General features: G+C 69.9%; 22 protein-coding genes, 1 other RNA gene and 1 riboswitch. Of the genes, 15 read left to right on the top strand and 8 right to left on the bottom strand.

The annotated features are described in order from the left end of the window. Positions 1–3: 3 nt before the first annotated feature. The gene (locus VFE82_RS06265; RefSeq protein WP_324999392.1) at positions 4–1,821 is read right to left on the bottom strand and encodes a TonB-dependent receptor domain-containing protein; all 1,818 of its coding nucleotides are present in this window, start codon (positions 1,819–1,821) and stop codon (positions 4–6) included. A gap of 63 nt (positions 1,822–1,884) precedes the next feature. Then, positions 1,885–2,131, bottom strand: a riboswitch (cobalamin riboswitch). A 35-nt stretch (positions 2,132–2,166) separates the two neighbouring features. Here VFE82_RS06265 and VFE82_RS06260 point away from each other — a divergent pair. The 5 genes from VFE82_RS06260 to VFE82_RS06245 all read left to right on the top strand — a co-directional run bounded on the left by VFE82_RS06260 (position 2,167) and on the right by VFE82_RS06245 (position 5,048). Further along, positions 2,167–2,379, top strand: coding sequence for a DUF904 domain-containing protein (locus VFE82_RS06260; protein ID WP_324999391.1), 213 nt, complete (start codon positions 2,167–2,169; stop codon positions 2,377–2,379). Positions 2,380–2,385: 6 nt separating this feature from the next. Beyond that, positions 2,386–2,718, top strand: coding sequence for a cell division protein ZapA (locus tag VFE82_RS06255; protein ID WP_324999390.1), 333 nt, complete (start codon positions 2,386–2,388; stop codon positions 2,716–2,718). A 199-nt stretch (positions 2,719–2,917) separates the two neighbouring features. Then, positions 2,918–3,097: non-coding RNA, 6S RNA (gene ssrS, locus VFE82_RS20045), on the top strand. A 129-nt stretch (positions 3,098–3,226) separates the two neighbouring features. Beyond that, positions 3,227–4,030, top strand: a complete 804-nt coding sequence (locus VFE82_RS06250) for a sulfite exporter TauE/SafE family protein (protein WP_324999389.1) — start codon at positions 3,227–3,229, stop codon at positions 4,028–4,030. A gap of 13 nt (positions 4,031–4,043) precedes the next feature. After that, positions 4,044–5,048 (top strand): methionyl-tRNA formyltransferase, encoded by a 1,005-nt coding sequence (locus tag VFE82_RS06245; protein ID WP_324999388.1) that lies wholly within the window; start codon positions 4,044–4,046, stop codon positions 5,046–5,048. On the opposite strand, the gene VFE82_RS06240 is transcribed toward VFE82_RS06245, so the two are convergent. Further along, complete coding sequence (locus VFE82_RS06240; protein WP_324999387.1) at positions 4,954–5,907, bottom strand: LysR family transcriptional regulator; 954 nt, start codon at positions 5,905–5,907, stop codon at positions 4,954–4,956. The genes VFE82_RS06245 and VFE82_RS06240 overlap by 95 nt on opposite strands. Before the next feature lie 110 nt (positions 5,908–6,017). On the opposite strand from VFE82_RS06240, the gene VFE82_RS06235 reads away from it, so the two are divergent. From VFE82_RS06235 to VFE82_RS06215, 5 genes are all read left to right on the top strand, one after another. Beyond that, positions 6,018–6,248, top strand: a complete 231-nt coding sequence (locus VFE82_RS06235) for a hypothetical protein (RefSeq protein ID WP_324999385.1) — start codon at positions 6,018–6,020, stop codon at positions 6,246–6,248. A 602-nt stretch (positions 6,249–6,850) separates the two neighbouring features. Beyond that, entirely contained in the window at positions 6,851–7,873 is a 1,023-nt protein-coding gene (locus VFE82_RS06230; RefSeq protein WP_324999384.1) for a Bug family tripartite tricarboxylate transporter substrate binding protein, read from the top strand. Positions 7,874–7,949: 76 nt separating this feature from the next. After that, positions 7,950–8,471 (top strand): tripartite tricarboxylate transporter TctB family protein, encoded by a 522-nt coding sequence (locus VFE82_RS06225; RefSeq protein ID WP_324999383.1) that lies wholly within the window; start codon positions 7,950–7,952, stop codon positions 8,469–8,471. A 44-nt stretch (positions 8,472–8,515) separates the two neighbouring features. Then, positions 8,516–10,045 carry a tripartite tricarboxylate transporter permease gene (locus VFE82_RS06220; protein ID WP_324999382.1) on the top strand — a complete coding sequence of 510 codons (1,530 nt, stop codon included), beginning with the start codon at positions 8,516–8,518 and terminating at the stop codon, positions 10,043–10,045. Between the two features lie 12 nt (positions 10,046–10,057). After that, positions 10,058–10,891 (top strand): cytidylate kinase family protein, encoded by an 834-nt coding sequence (locus VFE82_RS06215; RefSeq protein ID WP_324999381.1) that lies wholly within the window; start codon positions 10,058–10,060, stop codon positions 10,889–10,891. A gap of 18 nt (positions 10,892–10,909) precedes the next feature. Here the strand turns inward: VFE82_RS06215 and VFE82_RS06210 are convergent, their stop codons facing one another. Continuing rightward, entirely contained in the window at positions 10,910–11,518 is a 609-nt protein-coding gene (locus VFE82_RS06210; RefSeq protein WP_324999380.1) for a Crp/Fnr family transcriptional regulator, read from the bottom strand. A gap of 123 nt (positions 11,519–11,641) precedes the next feature. Between VFE82_RS06210 and oxc the strand changes: the two genes are divergently transcribed. From oxc to VFE82_RS06185, 5 genes are all read left to right on the top strand, one after another. After that, positions 11,642–13,369 carry an oxalyl-CoA decarboxylase gene (gene oxc, locus VFE82_RS06205; RefSeq protein ID WP_324999379.1) on the top strand — a complete coding sequence of 576 codons (1,728 nt, stop codon included), beginning with the start codon at positions 11,642–11,644 and terminating at the stop codon, positions 13,367–13,369. A 65-nt stretch (positions 13,370–13,434) separates the two neighbouring features. Next, positions 13,435–14,682: a formyl-CoA transferase gene (gene frc, locus VFE82_RS06200; RefSeq protein ID WP_324999378.1), complete on the top strand. Its 1,248-nt coding sequence runs from the start codon at positions 13,435–13,437 to the stop codon at positions 14,680–14,682. Between the two features lie 70 nt (positions 14,683–14,752). Beyond that, complete coding sequence (locus tag VFE82_RS06195) at positions 14,753–16,894, top strand: acetate--CoA ligase family protein (protein ID WP_324999377.1); 2,142 nt, start codon at positions 14,753–14,755, stop codon at positions 16,892–16,894. A 93-nt stretch (positions 16,895–16,987) separates the two neighbouring features. Next, on the top strand, positions 16,988–18,559 hold the full coding sequence (locus tag VFE82_RS06190; protein WP_324999376.1) for an NAD(P)H-dependent oxidoreductase subunit E: 1,572 nt from the start codon (positions 16,988–16,990) through the stop codon (positions 18,557–18,559). 379 nt (positions 18,560–18,938) lie between these two features. Continuing rightward, positions 18,939–19,421 carry a DUF456 domain-containing protein gene (locus VFE82_RS06185; protein ID WP_324999375.1) on the top strand — a complete coding sequence of 161 codons (483 nt, stop codon included), beginning with the start codon at positions 18,939–18,941 and terminating at the stop codon, positions 19,419–19,421. A 25-nt stretch (positions 19,422–19,446) separates the two neighbouring features. Here VFE82_RS06185 and VFE82_RS06180 read toward each other — a convergent pair whose 3' ends face one another. From VFE82_RS06180 to VFE82_RS06160, 5 genes are all read right to left on the bottom strand, one after another. After that, positions 19,447–20,238 (bottom strand): alpha/beta fold hydrolase, encoded by a 792-nt coding sequence (locus VFE82_RS06180; RefSeq protein WP_324999374.1) that lies wholly within the window; start codon positions 20,236–20,238, stop codon positions 19,447–19,449. A gap of 7 nt (positions 20,239–20,245) precedes the next feature. Then, positions 20,246–20,569: a hypothetical protein gene (locus VFE82_RS06175; protein WP_324999373.1), complete on the bottom strand. Its 324-nt coding sequence runs from the start codon at positions 20,567–20,569 to the stop codon at positions 20,246–20,248. Between the two features lie 79 nt (positions 20,570–20,648). Beyond that, positions 20,649–21,431, bottom strand: coding sequence for an enoyl-CoA hydratase/isomerase family protein (locus VFE82_RS06170; protein ID WP_324999372.1), 783 nt, complete (start codon positions 21,429–21,431; stop codon positions 20,649–20,651). Then, a complete protein-coding gene (locus tag VFE82_RS06165; protein WP_324999371.1) occupies positions 21,428–22,651 on the bottom strand; it encodes a CoA transferase in 1,224 nt (407 codons plus the stop codon). The genes VFE82_RS06170 and VFE82_RS06165 overlap by 4 nt, the downstream gene beginning before the upstream one ends. Next, on the bottom strand, positions 22,648–23,619 hold the full coding sequence (locus VFE82_RS06160) for a tripartite tricarboxylate transporter substrate binding protein (RefSeq protein WP_324999370.1): 972 nt from the start codon (positions 23,617–23,619) through the stop codon (positions 22,648–22,650). The genes VFE82_RS06165 and VFE82_RS06160 overlap by 4 nt, the downstream gene beginning before the upstream one ends. Between the last annotated feature and the right edge of the window lie 16 nt (positions 23,620–23,635).

Genomic DNA, 23,635 nt, shown 5'->3' with positions numbered 1-23,635 from the left:
AGCTTACTTCGGCTGCCAGCGCAGGGTGACGAACGCGCCGCGTCCCGGCTGGTTGTAGCCGTACGCCGTCTCGTAGCGCTTGTCGGCCAGGTTCACCAGCTTGGCCTGGAGCGCGAAGTCGCGCGCGAACTGCCAGTCGGCGTACAGGTCGGCCGTCGTGTAGCCGCCCAGCCGCCGCGCGTTGGCCGCGTCGTCGAAGCGGCTGCCCACCGCCAGCAGCGAGGCGCCCAGGCGCCAGGCCCCCAGCTGGTGGTCGGCGCCCAGCGAGAGCTGCTCGCGCGCGCGGCGCGGCAGCCGCCGGTCGTTCAGCTGGTTGCGCGGGTCCAGCGCCTCCAGGTCGGCGCGCCAGCTGGTGCGGCCCGCCTGGCCGGCGTAGCCGAGCGTCCAGCCTTCGATGCGGGCGCGCGGGATGTTCACCGGCAGCGTGGTGTTGGTCATGAACCCGCGGATGCGGTTGTCGAAGCGCCCCAGCCGCACCTCGTGGCCTTGCTCGCTCCAGGTCACGCCCAGGTCGGTGTTGCGGCCGCGCTCGGGCTGCAGCGCCGGATTGCCGAAGCCGGGGAAGTACAGCTGGTTGAAGGACGGCGCCACGAACGACGTGCCGTACGACCCGTGCACCCGCCAGGCCGGCGCGAGGCGGTAGCCGTAGCCCGCGAAGCCGGTGTCGGCGCTGCCGAACTGGGAGTTGCGGTCCCGGCGCAGGTTGCCCTGCCAGCTGTGCGCGCCCCGGCTGCCGGACAGTCCGGTGAAGAACGAGTCGATGGTGCGCCGGGTGACCGTGTAGGCCGTGCTGGCGCTCACCTGCTGCTCGCGCTGCTCCAGCCCGGCCAGCAGCACCCCGACGGGGGTCTCGACGTCGTTCTGCCAGGTCCACTGCATCTGCTCGGTCTGGAACGCACCGGGTGTGGTGGCCACCAGGCTGTTGGCCGTGTCCTGGCTGCCCGAGAGGCGCAGTTCGGTGCGCCAGCCCGCGGCAACGCGACCCTTCACGCCCGCGTGCAGGGTCGAGGTGCGGATGGCGTTGCGGGCGTCCACCCGCGGGCCGTCGTCGAAGTTGCTGACGCCCTCGGAGTGCAGGAAGCCGCCGCTGAGCGCCCAGTCCGGCGCGATCTGCCAGCCGATGCTGCCGACCGCGGAGTCCTGGCGGAACGGGTCGAGGTCGGGGTTGTAGTTGCCTGCCGAGACGGAGGGACGGGTCGAGTTGATGCCGTCCTCGCGCTCGCGCTGCAGCGACAGCGAATAGGTCAGCGCCCCCGCGCCGCCGGCCACGCCGGCGCCCGCCTGCGCGTAGCCGCGCGAGCCCGCGCCGACCGACGCGTTGGGGTGGAAACCCTCGCGTCCCTTGCGGGTGAAGACCTGCACCACGCCGCCGACGGCATCGCTGCCGTACAGCGCCGAGGCCGGCCCCTGGAGCACCTCGATGCGCTCGATCATCTCGACCGGGATGCTTTCCCAGGTCGGGGTGCCGGCGGTGGCCGAACCCACCCGCACGCCGTCGACCAGCAGCAGCGTGTGGCGGCTCTCGGTGCCGCGGATGAAGACGCTGCTGGTCTTGCCGCGGCCGCCGTTGGCGGACATCTGCACGCCGGCGCGCCGGGCGAGCAGCTCCGGCAGCGTGCGGGCCGCGGAGGCCTCGATGGCGGCGCGGTCGATCACCCGCACGTCGCTGACGAGCTCGTCGGCGCGGGTGGCCAGCCGGGTGGCGGTCACCACCGTCTCCGGCAGCGGCGACTGGGCGTGGATGGAAGAACAGAAGGCGAGCGCCAGCGGAGCCGCAAGGGCCCGGGACGCCGCCGGGAGGCGAAACGCGAGAACGGTCATGGAACGAAAGGCATGCGCACCCGTGCCGGCTTCCCCGCCGGCGTGGGCGAAATCGGCCGCGCGAGCGCGACCACCTTGTTGGCCGGTATCCGGGCTGGCGGGTTCGATTCCATCGCCTTCCCAGCGCGCCGTTGCGGGCGGTGCCAGTGGCTTTCGAGGATGGAACGGGGCACCCTGTCGGGGTGTCCACCGCTGACCGTTGCGGGGGCAGCGCAGGTCGGGCGTTGCGCTGGCGCGCGTGGCCTTCCTGCTTCCCGTTGAACTGCGGCATGCGAACCACACCGCGAGCACCAACGCCGCGATTCTAGGTGCAATCGCAGGCCGCAACCCTACAATCCGTCACCTATGGCCAGTGCCTCGCAGGTCGATCAGATTGCCGAACGCGTCGAGCGCCTGCTCGTGCGGTACGAGGAACTGCAGCGCACCAACGCACTGCTCGTGCAGCAGGTGGAGGCGCTCACGCAGGAGCGCGACTCGCTCAGGTCACGCCTGTCCGCCGCCCGCACCCGCGTCGACGCGCTGCTGGAGCGGCTGCCCGACATCAGCTCCGCGGCCTGACATCGCATGAGCGGCACCAAGCAGATCGAAGTCCAGATCATGGGCCAGAGCTACCTGCTCGGCTGCCCGGAAGGCGGCGAGGGACGGCTGCTCGAAGCCGTCGAGAAGGTCGACACGGCCATGTGCCGCATCCGGGACGCCGGCAAGGTCAAGGCACGCGACCGGATCGCGGTGCTCGCGGCGCTGAACCTCGCATTCGACATCGCCGATCGCCCGGTGCCGGCGACGCGCACGCCGACCTCCGGCGCGGCGCCGGCCGAGGAGGCCCCCGACGCGCGCCTGGACACCCTGATTGCGCGCCTCGACCGCGCGCTGGGCGACGACGGTCGTCTGATCTGATCCCACCCGGACGCCGCCCGCGGCGGGCGGTGGGCGCTTGCATCCGCGGTGCCGGCGCCCGGCGCCACGCAGCGGCTGCAACGTGCCCTGCGCACCGGTGACGGCCCATCCTGTCAAGCTCGTCCGCAGAAGCCGCCAAGGTCCATGTGTTTTTACGCTTTCGGGCGCCCCATGCCGGCAACCGAGCACCTACAATGACCCGTGTCTGCAGTGCGTGCCGGGCTTTATATGTCCTTGAACCAATGCTCTCTGAGCAAGGGCTTGGAACAAACCTGGCGAGCGTGATCGTCTCGCGTCAGATGAACCCAACGCCAGGTTGACCTCGCCCACCTGAACCCCTGGTTCAGGCTGCCGGTCCGGTGGCACTTGCAGACGCCTTTTTCCACGGGCTGCCCACGGGCAGCCCGTTTCCTTTGCAGCGTCGTCACGCGAGGCACGGCCCCGCGGCGCCAGGGTCCTTGCTGCGACAATGCCGAGCTTCGCCCCCGCGCTGCCCTAGCCCTCCACGATGTCCCTGCTGGACCCGCAACTCGTCCTCGAACTGGCCCTGATCGGCACCTGCACCGGTTTCCTGGCGGGCCTTCTGGGCATCGGTGGCGGCATGCTGATGGTGCCCTTCGTCACCTTCATCCTGACCACCAAGGGCTACCCCGCCGAGTACACGGTGAAGATGGCCGTGGCCACGTCGCTGGCCACGATCTGCTTCACGTCGCTGTCGTCCGTGCGCGCGCACCACCTGCGCGGCGCGGTCCTGTGGCCCGTCGTGCGCGTGCTGGCGCCGGGCATCCTGGTCGGCTCGGCCCTGGGTGCGCAGCTGGCGGTGGCCCTGCCCGGCAAGCTGCTGGGCATCCTGTTCGCGATCTTCGTGGCGTTCTCGGCCACCCAGATGTTCCTCAATCGCAAGCCCAAGCCGAGTCGCACCCTGCCCGGGCCGGCCGGCACCATCTCGATGGGCGTCGTCATCGGCTCGCTCTCGGCGCTGGTCGGTGCCGGCGGTGCTTTCGTGTCGGTGCCGTTCATGACCTGGTGCAACATCAGGATCCACGATGCGGTGGGCACCTCGTCCGCGCTCGGCTTCCCGATCGCGCTGGCCGGCACCGCCGGCTACATCTGGGCGGGCCAGGGCCTGCCCCAGATGCCGCCGGGATCGTTCGGCTTCCTCTACCTGCCCGGCCTGGTCATCATCTCGATGGCCAGCATGCTGATGGCCCCGCTGGGCGCGCGCACCGCGCACCGCATGGACATCCAGCCCCTCAAGAAGGTGTTCGCCATCGTGCTGTACTGCCTGGCGGCCTATTTCCTCTTCCGCTGACACAGGAGACCCCATGGCGCGCATCGCCTTCATCGGCCAACAGGATTTCGGAAAGGCCGTGATGGAAGCCTTCATCGCCCGCGGCGACGTGATCGCCGGCGTGTTCTGCGCGCCCGACAAGCCCGGCGCCAAACCGGATGCGCTGCGCGCCGGCGCCGAACGCCTGGGCCTGCAGGTCTTCAGCTTTCCGAGCCTGCGCAGCGAGGAGGCAGCGCGCACCATGCGCGCGCTGGATGCCGACTTGGGCATCATGGCCTACGTCCTGCAGTTCGCGCCGCAATCGTTCGTGAACCTGCCGCGCCACGGCACGATCCAGTTCCACCCGTCCCTGCTGCCGCGGCACCGCGGCCCGTCCTCCATCAGCTGGCCCGTCGCCCTTGGCGCGGCCGAGACCGGCGTGACGGTCTTCCGCCCCACCGACGGCCTGGACGAAGGCCCGGTGGTGCTGCAGAAGGCGTGCCCGATCGGCGCCGACGAGACCGTCGGCGAGCTGTACTTCAACAAGCTGTTCCCGATGGGCGTGCAGGCGCTGCTGGAGGCCGCCGACCTGGTGCTCGCCGGCCGCCACCAGGAGCGCGTGCAGGACGAGAGCCAGGCCACCTACGAAGGCTGGATGCACGACGAGGAGGCCCGCATCCACTGGGGCGCACCGGTCGACCACGTCTACAACCTGATCCGCGCCTGCAACCCCGCGCCGGGCGCCTGGACGATGCTGGGCGACACGCGGCTGCGCCTGTACGACGCCCGCAAGCATGTGGTCGGGCGGTTCGCGCCGGGCGGCCACAAGCCCGGCGACATCGCTGGCGTCACCCCGCACTCGATCGTGTTCTGGTCGCAGGGCGGGCTGGTCGAAGTGCTGAAGGTCCGGCCTGAGGGCGGCGGCAAGATGGATGCGGGCGAGTTCGCGCGGCAGCGCGGGCTCGCTATCTCGGACGCCTGGCGCGCGTGGGTGCGGCCGGCGGCATCCCCAGCGCCTGGTCGACCAGACGAGCGCCGTCCTTCAGCAGGAAGGCCTTGAACGCCTGCGCCACCGGCGGCAGGCGCTTGGACCGGCGGTGCACCACGTACCAGTGGAGCATCAGCGGGAAGTTCTGCACGTCGAGCACCGCAAGGCTGCCGGCGCGCCGCTCGCGGCTGATCGTGTGCGCTGACAGGAAGCTCACGCCCATGCCGGCCATCACGGCCTGCTTGATGGTCTCGGTGCTGCGGATCTCCATCGCGATGTTGACGTTGGGCAGCTGGTCGCCGAAGCCATCCTCCATCGAGTTCCAGGTGTCCGAGCCCTGCTCGCGCACCACGAAGGGCTCGCGCGCGACGCGCGCCACCGGAATGCGGCGCGCACCGGCCAGCGGGTGCCCCGGCGGCGCCACGATCACGTAGGGGTGCGGCGCGAACGGCTCGGCGAGCGTGTCGGGGTCGGTCGGGGGGCGCACCATCACCGCCAGGTCGGTCAGGTTGTCTTTCAGCTGCGCCAGCAGTTCCTCGCGGTTGCAGACCCCGAAGTTGAGGGTCACGCCCGCGTGGCGCTGCGCGAACGCCACCAGCAGGCTCGGGAAGAAGTAGTCGCCCGCGCTGATCACCGACACGTTCAGGCGTCCGCCGGAGACGCCCTTGAACTGGGCCATCGCCTCCTCGGCTTCCTGGAACTTCTGGATGATCTCGCGGCAGGACTGCAGCATCTGCGCGCCGGCGGGCGTGAGGTGCACCTTCTTGCCCAGCTGCTCCAGCAGCGGCACGCCGGCGTGCTCCTGCAGCTTGCGCACCTGGGTCGAGACCGCCGGCTGCGTGAGGTGCAGCTCGTCCGCGGCGCGCGAGAAGCTGCGGTGCCGCGCCACCGCCTCGAAGACCTTGAGCTGCCGCAGGGTCGCGTTCTTCATGCCGCCCCATCATAACGTCGAGGTGATGCAAACCATCAAATACTTTCACTATCCATGATCGTTCCCGGCGCCTAGAGTGACCTTCGACAACGCACTTCAGGAGACACACGATGGCCCAGCAGAGCAATGACACGATGCAAGCCGACATCCACGCCTACAGCGCCGTGATCGACGCACTCGACCTCGGCTGGGACTGGGATCCGGCCACCCACGGTGCCGGCCCGCAGGGCCTGCGGGCCTGGCTCGAGAAGGAGCGGCCGCACCTGCTGCGCGCCTACGACTGCGACTTCCTCATCAGTGCGATGGAGAGCACACGCGCCCGCATGCTGCCCGGCCGCTGACGACCCGCGCCCGGGCACCGGGCCGCCGGGCCACAGGTGCCGCGGGCGCAGGCGCCAGGAGCTGACCGCCAACTGCCTCGCCGAGCGGGGCCGACGGTCTTGCACCGGTGCGGCACGTCCGCGTCGACGTCGGCTCGCCGTTCACCACCAACAACGCCACTCGCCACTCGCCACTCGCCACTCGCCACTCGCCGCTCTGACAGCGCGGGCACCGTCGCATGCCAGCCGGCCGCGCAGCGCAGGGCCCGGGCCGGTGCCTTTGGACGCCCTCCACCGGTCCGCGCCCTGCGGTCCGCCACACGACAGATGCGCATGCGACGCACCGCGCATCGGCCGGCGCCAGCAATGCGCGCTCGCCCGCGCCGGACTCTCCTTCTTCCCACGTTGCCAGGGCTGCATGCGCCTGCATTTCCACGGTCCGGTTCACTCGCGGCGAGCGCTCCGGATAAACCCTAGAGGGCCTTCCTGAATCTCGCAATCTTGACCGCCGTCAAGAGTTTCCGGCGCGCGTTGGAGGGACCATGAACGGCGCCTTGCACTGGCGACGTCGTGAAGCGATGGGCCGGCCGCGAGGATCGAAGACCAACGTAGGAGACAACGCGATGACGAGACCAGCAACTGCCCGGACCTGGGTGTCCGCGGCGACTGCGACCTTTCTGGCGGCCGCCGCCTGCCTGGCGGCCCCCCTGGCCCACGCGGCCTGGGAGCCGACCAAGCCGGTGGAATTCGTGGTGCCCGCGGGCACCGGTGGCGGAGCCGACCAGATGGCGCGTCTGATTCAGGGGGTGGTGGTCAAGCACAACCTCATGAAGCAACCCCTGGTGGTGGTGAACAAGTCCGGCGGCGCCGGCGCCGAGGGGTTCCTCGACGTCAAGAACGCCAAGGGCGAGCCTCACAAGATCGTGGTGACGCTGTCCAACCTGTTCACCACGCCGCTGGCCACCGGCGTCCCGTTCAACTGGCGCGACATGACGCCGGTGTCGATGATGGCGCTCGACAACTTCGTGCTGTGGGTCAACGCCGAGTCGCCGCACAAGACCGCCAAGGACTACCTGGCCGCGGTCAAGTCCGCCGGCCCGAGCAAGATGAAGATGGGCGGCACCGGCTCCAAGCAGGAGGACCAGATCCTCACGGTCGGCATCGAGCAGGCCACCGGCACCAAGTTCATCTACGTTCCGTTCAAGGGCGGCGGCGAAGTGGCGGTGCAGCTGGTGGGCAAGCACATCGACTCGTCGGTCAACAACCCGATCGAGGCCGTGGCCCAGTGGCGCGCCGGCCAGCTGCGCGCGCTGTGCGTCTTCGACGAGAAGCGCATGCCGTACAACACCAAGATCACCGAGAGCCAGTCGTGGGGCGACGTGCCCACCTGCAAGGAAGCGGGCGTGCCCACCTCCTACACCATGCTGCGCGGCATCTTCATGGCGCCCGGCGTCACGAAGGAGCAGACCGAGTTCTACGTGAACCTGCTCAAGAAGGTCCGCGAGACGCCCGAGTGGAAGGACTACATGGAAAAGGGCGCCTTCAACCAGACCGCCATGGAAGGCGAGAACTTCGTCAAGTGGCTCGGGGCCGCCGAACAGCGGCACCGCGAGCTGATGAAGGAAGCCGGCTTCCTCGCCAAGTGAACCCCGCGCCCCCGCCCCGAGCGGGGGCGCGCGCTTTCGACCCTCCACTGTTCGCGTCACCCCAGGAGAACCCGGCATGAACACCGGAACGGACAACGCCGCCCACGATCGCCGCGGCGCCCCCACCTTCGCCGTCGAGGCAGTCGTCGCGCTGCTCGTGCTGGCGCTCGGCCTCACGGTCATCTTCGGCAGCCGCAAGCTCGGCTCGGGCTGGACCACCGACGGTCCTGGGGCGGGCTACTTCCCCTTCTACATCGGCCTGATCCTGTGCATCTCGGCGCTCGGCACGCTGTACCAGTCGCTGCTCGGCAAGAAGCGCGACAGCGGCATCTTCGTCGACAGCGAGCAGCTGCGGCGCGTTCTGATGGTGCTGGTGCCGGCCCTGGTCTACGTGGCGGCCATCCAGCTGATCGGCCTGTACGTGGCGTCGGCGGTCTACATCGCGGGCTTCATGATCATCCTGGGCAAGTTCTCCAAGGCCAAGAGCATCGCCACCGCGGTGGTCGTCAGCGCCCTGTTCTTCGCCCTGTTCGAGGTCTGGTTCAAGGTGCCGCTGCACAAGGGCATGTTCAACCCGCTCGAATTCCTCGGCTACTGATCCGCCGACGGCCCTTCCTCCACCCGAGCCATCCGAACCGCGTCATGAACGAACTAGCTGCCCTGTTCCACGGCTTCAGCGTGATCCTCACGCCAACCAACCTGCTCCTGATGGTCGTGGGCATCGTGCTCGGCGTCCTCATCGGGGTGCTGCCCGGCCTGGGCGGCGCCAACGGCGTCGCCATCCTGCTGCCGCTGACCTTCTCGATGTCGCCGACCTCGGCCATCATCATGCTGTCGTGCATCTACTGGGGCGCCCTGTTCGGGGGCGCGATCACGTCGGTGCTGTTCAACATCCCGGGCGAGCCATGGTCAGTGGCCACCACCTTCGACGGCTACCCGATGGCGCAGAACGGCCAGGCGGGGCAGGCGCTGACGGCGGCCTTCACCTCCTCGTTCGTCGGCGCCTTCATCGCGGTGCTGATGATCACGTTCCTGGCACCGCTGGTGGCCAAGTTCGCGCTGCGCTTCGGCCCGCCGGAATTCTTCGCCGTCTACCTGCTCACCTTCTGCAGCTTCGTCGGCATGGGCAAGGGGTCGCCGTTCAAGATCCTGTCGTCCATGGGCATCGGCTTCGCGCTCGCCGCGGTCGGCATGGACACCGTCACCGGCCAGCTGCGCCTGACCTTCGGCATCGAGGAGCTGATGCGCGGCTTCGACTTCCTGATCGCCGTCATCGGCCTGTTCGGCATCGGCGAGATCCTGCTGTCGATGGAGGAAGGGCTGGCCTTCTCGGGCAAGAGCGCCAAGATCAGCCCGCGCGTGGTGCTGGACACCTGGAAGCAGCTGCCGCGCTACTGGATGACCTCGCTGCGCAGCTCGCTCGTGGGCATCTGGATGGGCATCACGCCCGGCGGCGCCACGCCCGCCTCCTTCATGAGCTACGGGCTGGCCAAGAAGATGTCGCGCGACGGGGCCAAGTTCGGCACCGGCCAGATGGAAGGCGTGGTCGCGCCCGAGACCGCGGCGCACGCCGCCGGCACCAGCGCCCTGCTGCCGATGCTGGCCCTGGGCATCCCCGGCTCCCCGACGGCCGCCGTGCTGCTGGGCGGCCTGCTGATCTGGGGCCTGCAGCCCGGACCGCTGCTGTTCGTCGAGCAGAAGGACTTCGTCTGGGGCCTGATCGCCAGCATGTACCTCGGCAACCTGGCCGGCCTGATCGTGGTGCTGACCACCGTGCCGCTGTTCGCCTCGATCCTGCGCATCCCGTTCTCGATCATCGCCCCGATCATCGTGGTGGTCTGCGCGATCGGCGCCTACACCGTGCACAACGCGATGCTGGACGTGTGGCTGATGCTGCTGTTCGGCGTGATCGGCTACGTCTTCAAGAAGCTCGACTATCCGCTGGCGCCGCTGGTGCTCGCCCTGGTCCTGGGCGACAAGGCCGAGGACTCGTTCCGCCAGGCCATGCTGGTGTCGCAGGGCGACCTGCGCATCCTGGTGTCCAACCCGCTGGTCGGCTCGATCACCGGGCTGGCCCTGCTGCTGCTGCTGTGGCCGCTGATCTCCCGCGTGGTGGCCGTGGTGCGCAAGCCCAAGGCCAGCAGCTTCGCCGCCGAACAGCCGGTCGACTGAAAGGAATCCGCCATGCCCGTCATCGCACTCACCCAGGAGATGGGATCGCTGGCCAGGGACGTGGCCACGCGCCTCGCGGAGGCCGCGGGCTTGTCCGTGATGCGCAACGAGGTGGTCGAGAACGTCGCCGGCCGCATGCAGGTGGCGCCCAGCCTGATCCGGCGGCTGCGCGAAGGCAAGGCCGGCCTGGTGGAGCGCCTGTCCACCGACAAGGAGCAGCTGGCGCTCTACACCGCCGAGGAAGTGTTCGCGCAGGCGGAGCGGGGCAACGTGGTGCTGCGCGGCTGGGGCGCCACCTGCCTGCTGCGGCCGGTGCGGCACGTGGTGCGCGTGCGCGTCACCCGCCCTTTCGCCCAGCGCGTCGACTGGGTCATGCAGCACCTGGGCACAGAGGACCGCGAGACCGCGGAGAGCGAAGTGCGCCGCAGCGACGCCGCCCACGCCGCCCGCATGAACGCGCAGTTCGGCGTCACCTGGGGCGACCCGCTGCTCTACGACCTGGTGCTCAACACCGAGCGGGTGACCGTGGACAGCTGCGTGGAGCAGATCCGCCAGCTCGCCTCGTGCGCGGAGTTCCAGGAGACCGCCGACTCGCGCGCCGTGCTCGCGGGCCTGGCGCTCAGCGCCCGGGTGCGTGCCGCGCTCAAGGCGAATCCGTCGACGGCCGACGTCGACGTCCACGTCGAGGGCCGCGACGGGCGCGTGCTGCTGTCCGGGATCGTGGTCAACGACGCCGAGAAGGCCGAAGCCGAACGCGTCGCGTCCGCCGTGGCCGGCGTCGGCAAGGTGGACAGCGCGCTGCGCCTGATGGCGATCACGCGCAAGTTCACCTACGCCAAGACCTAGGCCCGCCCGCCGTCCCCCTCAGATCTTGCCGCGCTGCTTCAACCGGCTGAGCGTCTCGGCCGACAGGTTCAGGTAGGCGGCCAGTTCCTTCTTCGGAATCCGATCGAACAGCTCGTTGTGCTTGCGAAGGAAACGCTTCACCCGCCCCGGAGCATCGAGCAGATGCAGGGTGATCGTGTGCGCCATGACGTCGCTCATCAGGTGCATCACCTCGTACTCGAACACCTGCTTGACGCCGGCGTGCCGCTCGATGAAGGCGACCCAGTCGCGCAGCGCCAGCTTGGCCACCCGGGCGCGGGTGACGCAGACGATGCTGTAAGGCGCCGGCGTGCCCAGGCGCCAGGCGGCGTAGCTGGTCTCCATCTGCCCTTCGTCGGCGAAGCGCAGGATCATCTCCTTGGCCTCCTGGTTGCTCACCACGCGCTTGAGGATGCCTTCGAGGATGAAGTACTGCTCCATCTCGTGGACCCCCTGCTGCAGCAGGGCCTCGCCCTTCTGGCAGTCCACCACCACCAGGTGCGATTCCAGTTCCTCCATCTGCGCCGCCGTGATGCCCTTGAGCACGAGGTTGTGCGCCAGCTGCACGCGGATCACGTTGCGCTCGGGATGGTTCTGGATCGACGACATGGGTGGGGGCAGCTCTCCGCTCGGGACGCACCGCAAATTTCCGAAAATTGACCGGAGTCAAGAGGGAAATGAGACGTCGATTCCTATCATAGCTTGCACATCCAACAGGACCTTCCCCACCCTATGAGCACCGAAACGCAGGGTCGCGACACGACCGACGGCTTCCACCTCGTCATCGACGCGCTGAAGCTGAACGACATCCAGACGATCTATGCACTGCCCGGCATCCCCATCACCGACTTCCTGCGCATGGCGCAGGCCGACGGCATGAAGGTGATCTCGTTCCGCCACGAGCAGCACGCCGGCAATGCCGCCGCCGCCGCGGGGTTCCTCACGCAGAAGCCGGGGGTGTGCTTCACGGTGTCGGCACCGGGCTTCCTCAATGGCCTCACCGCGCTGGCCAACGCCACCACCAACTGCTTCCCGATGATCCTGATCTCCGGCTCCAGCGAGCGCGAGATCGTCGACCTGCAGCAGGGCGACTACGAGGAGATGGACCAGCTCGCCATCGCCAAACCCCTGTGCAAGGCCGCCTTCCGCGTGCTGCATGCCGAGGACATCGGCGTGGGCATCGCGCGCGCCATCCGCGCCGCGGTGTCCGGGCGCCCCGGTGGCGTCTACCTCGACCTGCCGGCCAAGCTGTTCGCCCAGGAGATCGCGGCCGACGTCGGGCGCAAGTCGCTGATCAAGGTGGTCGACCCGGCCCCCCGGCAGCTCCCCGCGCCCGAGTCCGTGCAGCGCGCGATCGACATGCTCAAGGGCGCGAAGAAGCCGCTGGTCATCCTGGGCAAGGGCGCCGCCTACGCGCAGGCCGACGCGGCCATCCGCAGCTTCGTCGAGAAGTCGGGCATCCCCTACCTTCCGATGTCGATGGCCAAGGGCCTGCTGCCCGACAACCATGCCCAGTCGGCCGCCGCCGCGCGCTCGTACGTGCTGGCCGAAGCCGACGTGGTCATGCTGGTGGGCGCGCGCCTGAACTGGCTCCTGTCGCACGGCAAGGGCAAGACCTGGGGCGGCAGCGGCTCCAAGGACCCGGGCCGGCAGCAGTTCATCCAGGTCGACATCTCCCCGACCGAGGCCGACAGCAACGTGGCGATCGCCGCGCCGGTGATCGGTGACATCGGCTCGTGCATCGCCGCCATGAACGACGCCATGGGCGCGGGCTGGCAGAAGCCGCCCGCCGAGTGGACGGGCGCGATTGCCGAGCGGAAGGACAAGAACCTCACCAAGATGGCCGAGACGCTGGCGAAGAACCCGTCTCCCATGAACTTCCACAGCGCTCTGAACGTGATCCGCAACGCGATCAAGGAGCGGCCCGACGCGATGCTGGTCAACGAAGGCGCGAACACGCTGGACTTCGCCCGCTCGATCGTCGACATGTACGAGCCGCGCAAGCGCCTGGACGTGGGCACCTGGGGCATCATGGGCATCGGCATGGGCTTCGCGGTGGCTGCCGCGGTCGAGACCGGCAAGCCGGTCATCGCGGTGTGCGGCGACAGCGCCTTCGGCTTCTCCGGCATGGAGGTCGAGACCATCTGCCGCTACAACCTGCCGGTCTGCGTGGTCGTCTTCAACAACAACGGCATCTACAAGGGCACCGACGTCAACCCGCGTGGCGGCGAGGCGGCCCCCACGGTGTTCGTCAAGGACGCCAAGTACGAGATGCTGATGCAGGCCTTCGGCGGCGCCGGCGTGCGGGCCGACACCCCCGAGCAGCTGAAGAAGGCGCTCGACGAGGCCGTCAGCACGGGCCGGCCCACGCTGATCAACGCCATCATCGACGAGACGGCCGGTACCGAGAGCGGGCGCATCACCAGCCTCAACCCGGCGGCCGCCAAGAAGAAGGCTTGAGACCGCCGGCCGGGTGCGCCCCGGCCGCCGGGCGACGAATTTTGAAACTCTGACAGGAACAAGACATGGGAAAAGCACTCGACGGCGTCAAGATCCTCGACTTCACGCACGTGCAGTCGGGACCCACCTGCACGCAGCTGCTGGCGTGGTTCGGCGCCGACGTGATCAAGGTGGAGAAGGCCGGTGAAGGCGATGCCACGCGCGGCCAGCTGCGCGACATCGAAGGCGTCGACAGCCTCTACTTCACGATGCTCAACCACAACAAGCGCTCGATCACGCTGGACACCAAGAACCCCAAGGGCAAGGAAGTCCTGGTCACGCTGATCAAGCAGTGCGACGTGCTGGTCGAGAACTTCGCGCCCGGCGCGCTCGACCGGATGGGCTTCTCATGGGAGAAGATCCAGCAGATCAACCCGCGCATGATCGTCGCCTCGGTCAAGGGCTTCGGGCCCGGCCCGTACGAGGACTGCAAGGTCTACGAGAACGTGGCGCAGTGCGCCGGCGGCGCGGCCTCCACCACCGGCTTCGACGACGGCCCCCCGCTGGTCACCGGCGCCCAGATCGGCGACTCGGGCACCGGCCTGCACCTGGCGCTGGGCATCGTCGCGGCGCTCTACCAGCGCAACACCACCGGCCGTGGCCAGCGCGTGCTGGCTGCCATGCAGGACGCGGTGCTCAACCTGTGCCGGGTCAAGCTGCGCGACCAGCAGCGCCTGGACCGCACGGGCGTGCTGCAGGAGTACCCCCAGTTCCCCGACACCGAGTTCGGCGACGCGGTGCCGCGCGCTGGCAACGCGTCGGGCGGCGGCCAGCCCGGCTGGATCCTGAAGTGCAAGGGCTGGCAGCACGACCCCAACGCCTACATCTACTTCATCACCCAGGCGCCGGTGTGGGGCGCCATCTGCAAGGTGATCGGCGAGGAGAGCTGGATCACCGATCCCAACTACGCCACGCCCAAGGCGCGGCTGCCGCACCTGAAGACCATCTTCTCGCGTATCGAGGAATGGACCATGACCAAGACCAAGTTCGAGGCCATGGACATCCTGAACAAGTACGACATCCCCTGCGGGCCGATCCTGTCGATGAAGGAGATCGCCGAGGAGAAGTCGCTGCGCGAGACCGGCACGGTGGTCGAGGTCGACCATCCCAAGCGCGGCAAGTACCTGAGCGTGGGCAATCCGATCAAGCTCTCGGACAGCCCGACCGAGGTCACGCGCTCGCCCCTGCTGGGCGAGCACACCGACGAGATCCTGGCGCAACTGGGCTACACGAAGGACCAGATCGCCGAGCTGCGCGAGGCCAAGGTCGTCTGACCTGCCAAGGGTTCCCGGGGGCGGGACGGGCGTCCCGCCATCCCCAGCAACATTCATCAAGGAGACAACCATGGGCAATTTCCAGGGCGACAAGGCCAAGGTCCGCCAGATCCTCGACGCCGTGCGCAAGGACGGACGAGATGCGCTGACCGCACCCGAGGGCAAGCTGGTCTGCGATGCCTACGGCATCAACGTGCCGAAGGAAGGCGTGGCCGGCAGTGCCGCCGAGGCCTCGAAGATGGCCGCGTCCATGGGCTTTCCCGTGGTGATGAAGATCGTCTCGCCGGACATCCTGCACAAGACCGAGGCCGGCGGCGTCATCGTCGGCGTCAAGAGCGCCGACGAGGCCGCCACGGCCTACGAGCAGATCATCGCCAACGCCAAGAAGTACAAGGCCGACGCGAAGATCGTCGGCATCCAGGTGCAGCAGATGATCAAGGGCGGCCAGGAGGTGATCGTCGGTGCCACCACCGACGACAGCTTCGGCAAGCTGGTCGCCTTCGGCATGGGCGGCGTGCTGGTGGAGGTGCTCAAGGACGTCACCTTCCGCCTGGCACCCGCCACGCGCGAGGACGCGGCGTCGATGCTCGACGGCATCCAGGCGGCCGAGATGCTGCGCGGCGTGCGGGGCGGCAAGCCCGTCAGCCGCGAGGCCCTGCAGGACGTGATCGTGCGCGTGTCGCAGCTGGTCTCGGACTTCCCCGAGATCTCCGAGATGGACCTGAACCCGATCTTCGCCAGCGAAGACGGCGCCATCGCGGCCGACGTGCGCATCGTGGTGAACTTCGAGCAGAAGGAAGCCCGCTACCGTCCGGACGAGAAGGCCGTGGTGACGGCGATGAACCGCATCATGAAGCCCAAGGCCGTGGCCGTGATCGGGGCCTCGAACGAGGCCGGCAAGATCGGCAACTCGGTGATGAAGAACCTGATCAACGGGGGCTACCAGGGCAAGATCTACCCGATCCACCCGAAGGAAACCGAGATCATGGGGATCCAGGCCTTCAAGAGCGTCAAGGACATCCCGGGCGAGGTCGACACCGCGGTGTTCGCCATCCCTGCCAAGCTGGTGGCCGGCGCGCTCAAGGAATGTGGCGAGAAGAAGATCGCCGGCGCCATCCTGATTCCCTCCGGCTTCGGCGAGACCGGCAACATCGAGGGCCAGGAAGAGCTGCAGCGCATCGGACGCGAGTACAACATCCGCCTGATGGGGCCGAACATCTACGGCTTCTACTACACCCCGGCCAACCTCTGCGCGACCTTCTGCACGGCCTACGACGTCAAGGGTTCCACCGCCCTCAGCTCGCAGTCCGGCGGCATCGGCATGGCCATCATCGGCTTCTCGCGCAGCACCAAGATGGGCGTGTCCGCCATCGTCGGCCTGGGCAACAAGTCCGACATCGACGAGGACGACCTGCTGCTGTTCTTCGAGCAGGACGACAACACCAAGGTGATCGCCCAGCACTGCGAGGACCTGAAGGATGGCCGCGCGTTCGCCGAGGTCGCCAAGCGCGTCTCGAAGAAGAAGCCGGTGATCATGCTCAAGGCGGGCCGCACCGCGATGGGCGCCGCGGCCGCCGCCTCGCACACCGGCGCCGTGGCCGGCACCGACAAGATCTACGAGGACGTCCTGAAGCAGTCCGGCGTGATCCGGGCCCGCAGCCTGCGCCAGATGCTCGAGCTGTCGCGCGGCGTGCCCATCCTGCCGACGCCCAAGGGCGAGAACGTGGTCATCATCACGGGCGCCGGCGGCTCCGGCGTGCTGCTGTCCGACGCCTGCGTCGACAACGGCCTGAAGCTGCTCAAGCCGATGCCCGACGACCTGGATGCCGCCTTCCGCAAGTTCATCCCGCCGTTCGGCGCGGCCGGCAACCCGGTCGACATCACGGGGGGCGAGCCGCCGATCACGTACGTCAACACGGTCAAGCTGGGCCTCGAAGACGACCGCGTCCACGCGCTCATCCTGGGCTACTGGCACACCATCGTGACGCCGCCCATGGTGTTCGCCAGGAACATGGTGCAGGTCGTCAACGAGATGAAGGCCAAGGGCAAGGTCAAGCCCGTGGTCGCCTCCCTCGCCGGCGACGTCGAGGTCGAGGAAGCCGCGCAGTACCTCTACGAGAACGGCATCCCGGCCTATGCCTACTCCACCGAACTGCCGGTCGAGGTGCTGGGCGCGAAGTACCAGTGGGCGCGGGCCGCCGGCCTGCTGTGAGCTGAATGCGGCGACGTGGGCACCCGCGCCCGTCCGGTCGCCGCGCCTGACCTCCCGTCCGCGCAGCGCAAGCGGTCCCTTCCCCGGGACCGCTTGCCCGCACGGCAGGCCGCGGCGCAGGTCCGCGCGCTGCTGGCCGACGCGCCGCGCCGGCGCGACCTGTTGATCGAGCACCTGCACGCGCTGCAGGACCGCTTCGGCCACCTCACCCCCGAGCACCTGGCCGCCCTGGCCGACGAGATGCAACTCGCGACCGACGAGGTCGTCGCGATCGCGTCGTCCTGGCCGCACTTCGAGCAGTTGGCCACTGGCGTCGCCGGGCCGTCGGCCCTGGCCGTGCGCGTGTGCCGGGGCCTGTCGTGCGAGCTCGCCGGCGGCCTGCGCCTGCGGCAGGACCTGGCCAGGCGGCTCGGCCCTGACGCGCGGGTCACGTCGGCCCCCTGCATGGGCCGCTGCGAGCAGGCACCGGCCGTCCTGGTCGGGCGCCACCCCGTGCCCTGCGCCACGGCAGCCCGCGTCGCCGACGCCGTCGCCGAGGGCGCGGTGGACCACGAACCCGAAGGCTATGTCGGCTTCTCGCAGTACCGCGCCGCCGGGGGCTACCGCCTCCTGGCCGCCTGCATGCAGGGCGAACGTGCCGTCGGCGCGGTGGTGGACGCGCTCGACAGCTGCGGCCCGGGCAGCGACGGGTCCCGGGCCGCCCGCCGCTGGCGCAGCGTGCGGGAAGCGCCGGCGCCACGGCTCGTGGCGGTGGACGCCGGCGGCGGCGAGGCCGGCGATTTCCGCGACCGGCTGTATCTCGAGCGCGATCCGCACCGCCTGCTCGAGGGCATGCTGGTTGCGGCCTGGGCGGTCGGCGCGCAGGCGGCCTACCTCCACCTGCGCGCCGACTGGCATGGCTGCCGCAAGCTGCTGGAGCAGGAGCTCGCACGGTTGCGGGCCGATCCGCCCGCGGCCGGACTGCCGCACATCGAGCTGCGCCGCAGCGCCGGACGCCCCGGCGCCGGCGCTGCCGACGCGATGATCGCCGCCCTCCAGGGGGGCGCCCGCGGCAGCGGCGGGTCGGACCTGTTCGGCCGGCCGACCCTTGCCCACGACGTCGAAACCCTGTACTGGCTGCGGCAGCTGCTGGAAGACGGCACCGACTGGTTCCGGCACAAGGGCGTCAACGGCCGGCAGGGGCTGCGCTCCCATGCGGTCTCGGGCCGGGTGCAGCTGCCCGGCCTCAAGCTGGCGCCGGTGGCCAGCACCGCCCAGGAACTGGTCGACGAGCATTGCGGCGGCATGGCCGACGGTCACGCGCTCTATGCGGTCGTGCGGCCAGGCGCCGCAGCCCCCCTCCTGCCCGCCGACCTGGTGGACACCCCGCTGGCCGAAGGCCGCCTCCCGCACGCCCCGGCGCTGGTCGTGCTGTCGGGCCACGACCGTGCCGCGGTTGCGGCACGGCACCTCCTGCAACAGCGGGCGGATGGCCAGGAGCTGTGCCCGGCCTGTCGCGCAGGCGCCGCCGAGGCGGTCCTGCTGCTGCAGGGAACCCGACCGCCGCGGGCCCGCCTGGCGGCGCTCGCCGAACAGATCGGGGCCGACTGCCGCTGCGGGGAGGGGCCTGCCCTGGCCGAACCGCTGGCGTCCCTGCTCCGGCACTTCCCGCACGAGCTGCGCTAGCGCAGCGACCGCCCGCCAAGCTCGGCCGCAGCGGGCGGCGCCAGCATGGCCGCGGTCGCCTCGAACTGGGCTCAGCTCGCGGCGATCCTGCTGCGCCGGGTCGGGCACGCGCCGCGCGCAGGGGGCTCGCGAGGCCGTGCAGCAGGCCTTCGGTGCAGGTGAGCGGTGGTTCACGGGGCCAGTGCGCTGCTGGCGCTGCTCGGTGCAGGCAGCGCCGCCCTGTGCAGCCGCGGCGAGCGGCCGACGGTGCGACCCGCACGGCGCCGACCTGAGGCGCACGAGGGGTCCCGGCGGATTCCGACGTCCGCACGCGCCCGGCGCGCCCCGACGGCGGCGGCGGTCCCGCTAGAGTGACGCATCGATCCGACGGGAGCCCCGCGTGAACCCTTCCCTGCTCTGGGTGCTGAGCACCCTCCTCATCGTGGCCGGCCTGGCCGGCATCGTGCTGCCCGCCCTGCCCGGCACGATCCTGGTGCTGGCCGGCATCGTGCTGGGCGCCTGGATCGACGGGTTCGCGCGGGTGGGCTGGTTCGCCCTGTCGGCGGTGGCGGTGCTGGCGGTGCTGGCCTGGCTGATGGACTACGTGGCAGCGGCGCTCGGCGCCAAACGCGCGGGTGCCAGCCGTCAAGCCATCGTCGGCGCGGCCCTGGGCACCGTCGCGGGCATCTTCATGGGATTGGTGGGCGTGCTGTTCATGCCACTGGTGGGCGCCGCGATCGGCGAATTCATGGCCCGGCGCAACCACCAGCAGGCGCTGCGGGTGGGCATCGCCACCTGGCTCGGCCTGCTCGCCGGGATGCTGGCCAAGTTCGTGCTCGCCTTCATGATGATCGGCATCTACGTGGTGGCGCTGCTGGTCTGAGCGCGCGCCCGTCGCCGCGCCGGTGTCAGGCCTCCGTGGTGGCCTGCGCGCGGGCCCGCGCTGCCAGCTCGCGCAGCACGTCCAGCACCAGCTCGGGCTGGGTGAGCTGGGGGAAGTGCCCGCTGCGCCGGGCCACCACATGCCGGCCCCGCGGCGACAGCCGCGCCAGCTCCTGCTGGTGGACGCGCCGCAGCCGCAGCACCTCGGGCGCCACCAGCCAGGTCGGCGGGTCGTTGCCGCCACTGACGACCGTCAGGGGGACGTCGGGGAACGGGCCCGCCGCCTCGACCTCGCGGCACAGGGCGTCGATCCAGTCCAGCTCCGAATGCAGGTTCGCGCGGAACAGCTTCTGCGGGGCCTGCAGCAGCTTGCCCAGCACCGACGCCAGCCGCCCCTCGTGGCCCTTGAGCTGCTCGCGGTCGCGCGGGTGCGTCGCCTCGACCAGCAGCACGCCCGCCACCTCCTGCGGGTGCCGACGCGCGAACAGGTTGGCATGCAGCCCGCCCAGCGAGTGCCCCACCAGCAGGTAGGGTGGCGGCAGCTGCAGTTGGGCGAGCAGCGCGCGCAGTGCGTCGACCACCACGGTGCCGGTCTGGGGCAGCAGGGGCGCACTGCTGGCGCCGACACCGAAGCGGTTCCAGGCCAGCACGCGGCCGATGCGTTCGATGGCCGGATAGAGCCGGTTCCAGCCCTCCAGCGTGACGCCGGCGCCATTGAGCAGCACCAGCACGGGTTCGCCCTCGCCGGACAGCACGTACTCGATGCTGCCCGCGTGCGTGTGCAGCCGTTGCCGGCGCGGCAGCTTGCCCAGGATCACGGAGGGTTCAGGCGCCCCCGATGCCGACGTTCACCTTGCCCGTGCCCTCGCATTCCGGGCAGGCACCGCCATTGAGCATGCCGCTGCCACCGCAGGCGCGGCAGACGTCCTCGCCGGTGCCCGGCGTGCCCACCGGGGCCTCGTCACCGGGGGCCATCGGCGGCGTGGGCGCACCGGGCCGGGCACCCTCGCTGCCGGCCGGCTGGTCGGAGGCGCCGGGCGACCGGGCGGCCGCCACCGCGAGGTCGACCGACGCACCGGGGTCTTCCTCGCCGGCCACGGATTCGCTCAGGTCCAGGGGATCGTCAAAGGTGGTGCGGTCGTCGGCCATGGCTGTCTCGCGATGCGTTCAGGCCATCGTAGGCAGCAGCCCGGCGGCCGCTCGTAGGACAGGGCCGCCGGTGGCCGGCTCAGCGGCCCGACCAGGCCGGCGGACGCTTGCCGACGAACGCCGCCACGCCTTCGCGGAAGTCGGCGCTGCCGTAGCAGGCGCGGATCAGGTCCTCGCCCTCGGGCAGCCCGGCATGCAGCAGCCGGTTGAGCGCCTGCTTGCTCACCCGCTGCGTCACCGGCGCCAGGCCCGCCAGCCGGCCGCACAGCTTGTCGCTGGCGGCAGCGATCGCGTCCGGCGGGGCGATCTCTAGCAGGTAACCCGCCGCGAGCGCCTCCTCGGCGGTGATCAGCTCGGCCAGCAGCAGCACGCGTTCGGCGCGCGGGCGGCCGAGCGCCGCCACCAGCCGCGCCATATTGGCCATCGACAGGCAGTTGCCCAGCGTGCGCGCGATCGGCACGCCCAGCCGGGTGCCGGGCGTGGCCAGGCGGAAATCACAGGCCGTGGCAATGGCCAGCCCGCCGCCGATGGCCCAGCCCTCCAGCACCGCGACCGTGGGCATCGGGAGCGATTCCAGCAGCGCCATGCAGCCGTCGATGCGCCGCTCGTAGGCCACGCCGTCCTCGCCGCTGCGGAAATCCTGGAACTGCGCGATGTCGGTGCCGGCCACGAAGGCCTGGCCGCCGGCACCGCGGAACCGGACGACCCGCACCGAGGCGTCGTCGCGCAGCTGCTCGCAGATGCGCACCAGCGATTCGTACATCGCCCAGGTCATCGCGTTGCGCGCTTCCGGGCGGTCGAACACCACCGAGGCGATGCCGTCCTCGATGCGCAGGTGGACCTGGCCGTCGGGGGTGCTCATGCGCCGAACGCGCCTTCACGGCGCAGCCGTTCGCGTTCGGCCTCGTCGAGGCCGAGCTCGGCCAGCACTTCCTCGGTGTGCTCGCCCAGCAGCGGCGGATGGCGCCGCACCTGCTGCGGCGTGCCCGAGAGCTTGACCGCGAAGCCGATGTTGGGCACCTTGCCCTCGACCGGGTGGTCGATCTCCATGCGCATGTTGCGCACCTTCGCGTGCTCGCTGCCGAACGCCTCGGGGTAGCTCAGGATCGGGCCGGCGGGGATGCCGTTGGCCAGCAGGGTCTCGACCCAGTAGTCCTTGCCCTGCGTGCGGAACGTCTTCTCCAGCTCCTCCTGCAGCGCGGGCCGGTTCGCCAGCCGCTGCGAGATGGTGGTGAAGCGCGGATCCTCGATCAGCTCCTCGCGCTGCATCAGCCGGCACAGCTGCACCCAGAGCTTCTGGTTGTTCGCGCCCATCACGAAGTGCCCGTCGGCGCAAGCCATCGCCTGGTAGGGCGCCGTCATCTTGTTGGAGGTGCCCAGGGGCTGCGGCGGCTTGCCCGTGCCCCACCAGTCGCAGGTGTCCCAGACCGAGAACGCCATCGCCGTGTCGAACAGCGCGGCGTCGATGTACTGGCCCTGCCCGGAGTTGCGGGCCCCGATGTAGGCCGCCAGGGTCGCGTAGATCGCGAAGAGGGCGCAGCCGATGTCGGCCACCGGCACGCCGGCCTTGACCGGGGGACTGTCGGGATAGCCGGTCACGCTCATCACGCCCGACATGGCCTGGGCCATCAGGTCGAAGCCCGGCCGGTCGGCCCAGGGGCCGGTCTGGCCGAATCCCGAGATGCTGGTGTAGACCAGCCGGGGGTTGATCTCCTTGAGCACGTCGTACCCGAGGCCCAGGCGCCGCATGGCACCGGGCCGGTAGTTCTCGATCAGGATGTCGGCGTCCCGGGCCAGCTGCAGCAGCACCGACTTGCCGGCCTCGCTCTTGAGGTCGAGCGCGATGCTGCGCTTGTTGCGGTTCATGTTGAGGAAGCCGAGGCTGTCGGCGCCCTTCATCTTGAATCCCATCGAGCCGCGCGTCTGGTCGCCGGTGCCGGGCGGCTCGATCTTGATGACGTCGGCGCCCAGGTCGCCCAGCAGCATGCAGGCGTACGGGCCCGCCATCACCTGGCTGATGTCGAGCACCCGCACCCCCTGCAGGGGCAGCGGGCGCTGGTTCTCCTGCGCCGCCTGGGTCACGCGTCCGCCTTCACGCCGCCGTCCTTGATGATCTTGGCCCACTTCTTGATCTCGACCTGGGTGAACTCGGCGAACTTCTCGGTGGAACCGCCGCCGTCCTCGGCGCCCGAGGCCTGCAGCTTCTCGACCACGTCGGGCATCAACATGACCTTGTTGATGTCCTCGTTCATCCGCTTGGCCATGGCCGTCGGCATCTTGGCCGGGCCCACCAGGCCGTACCAGGTGGTCGCCTCGAAGCCGGGGAAACCCGACTCGGCCATCGTCGGCACGTTCGGGTAGGCGCCGGCGCGCTTGAGCCGCGTCTGGGCGATCGCGATGGCCTTGCCGCTCTTCACGTGCGGCGTGGCCGCCGTCATCGTGTCGAAGCTGTAGTTGATCTGTCCGCCGATCAGGTCGGTCAGCATCGGGCCCGATCCCTTGTACGGCACGTGGATCGCCTTGACCTTGGCCGCGAGCATGAACATCTCGAGCGCCAGGTGCTGGGCCGAGCCGGTGCCGGCCGAGCCGAAGCTGACCGAGCCGGGCTTCTTGCGGCACAGCTCGACCAGGTCCTTCACCGTCTTGGCCGGCTGCTGCTCGTTGCAGATCAGCAGGTTGGGCGTCACGCCCACCAGCACGATCGGCTGGAAGTCGGTCTCGGAGTTGTAGCCCAGCTTCTGCAGCGCCGGGGTGATGGCCTGGCTGTTGATGTGCGCCATCAGCAGCGTGTTGCCGTCGCCCGGCTGCTTGGAGACGTAGTCGGCGGCGATGGTGCCCGAGGCGCCCGCCTTGTTCTCGACGATCACCTGGGTCTTCCACAGGTCGCCCAGCTTCTGGCCGATCACGCGGGCCAGGATGTCGGTGCCGCCACCCGGGGCGAAGCCGACGATGATGCGCACCGGGCCGGCCGGCAGGTTGCTGCCCTGCGCGCGCAGCGTGGGAACGGCGAGGGACGCGGCGGCGCCGGCGACGAAGGTTCTGCGTTGCATGTGCTTGTCTCCTGGA

The sequence above is a fragment of the Ramlibacter sp. genome, from assembly GCF_035655895.1.
Lineage (GTDB): Bacteria > Pseudomonadota > Gammaproteobacteria > Burkholderiales > Burkholderiaceae_C > Ramlibacter.
This window is presented reverse-complemented; position numbering and strand designations above follow the sequence as displayed.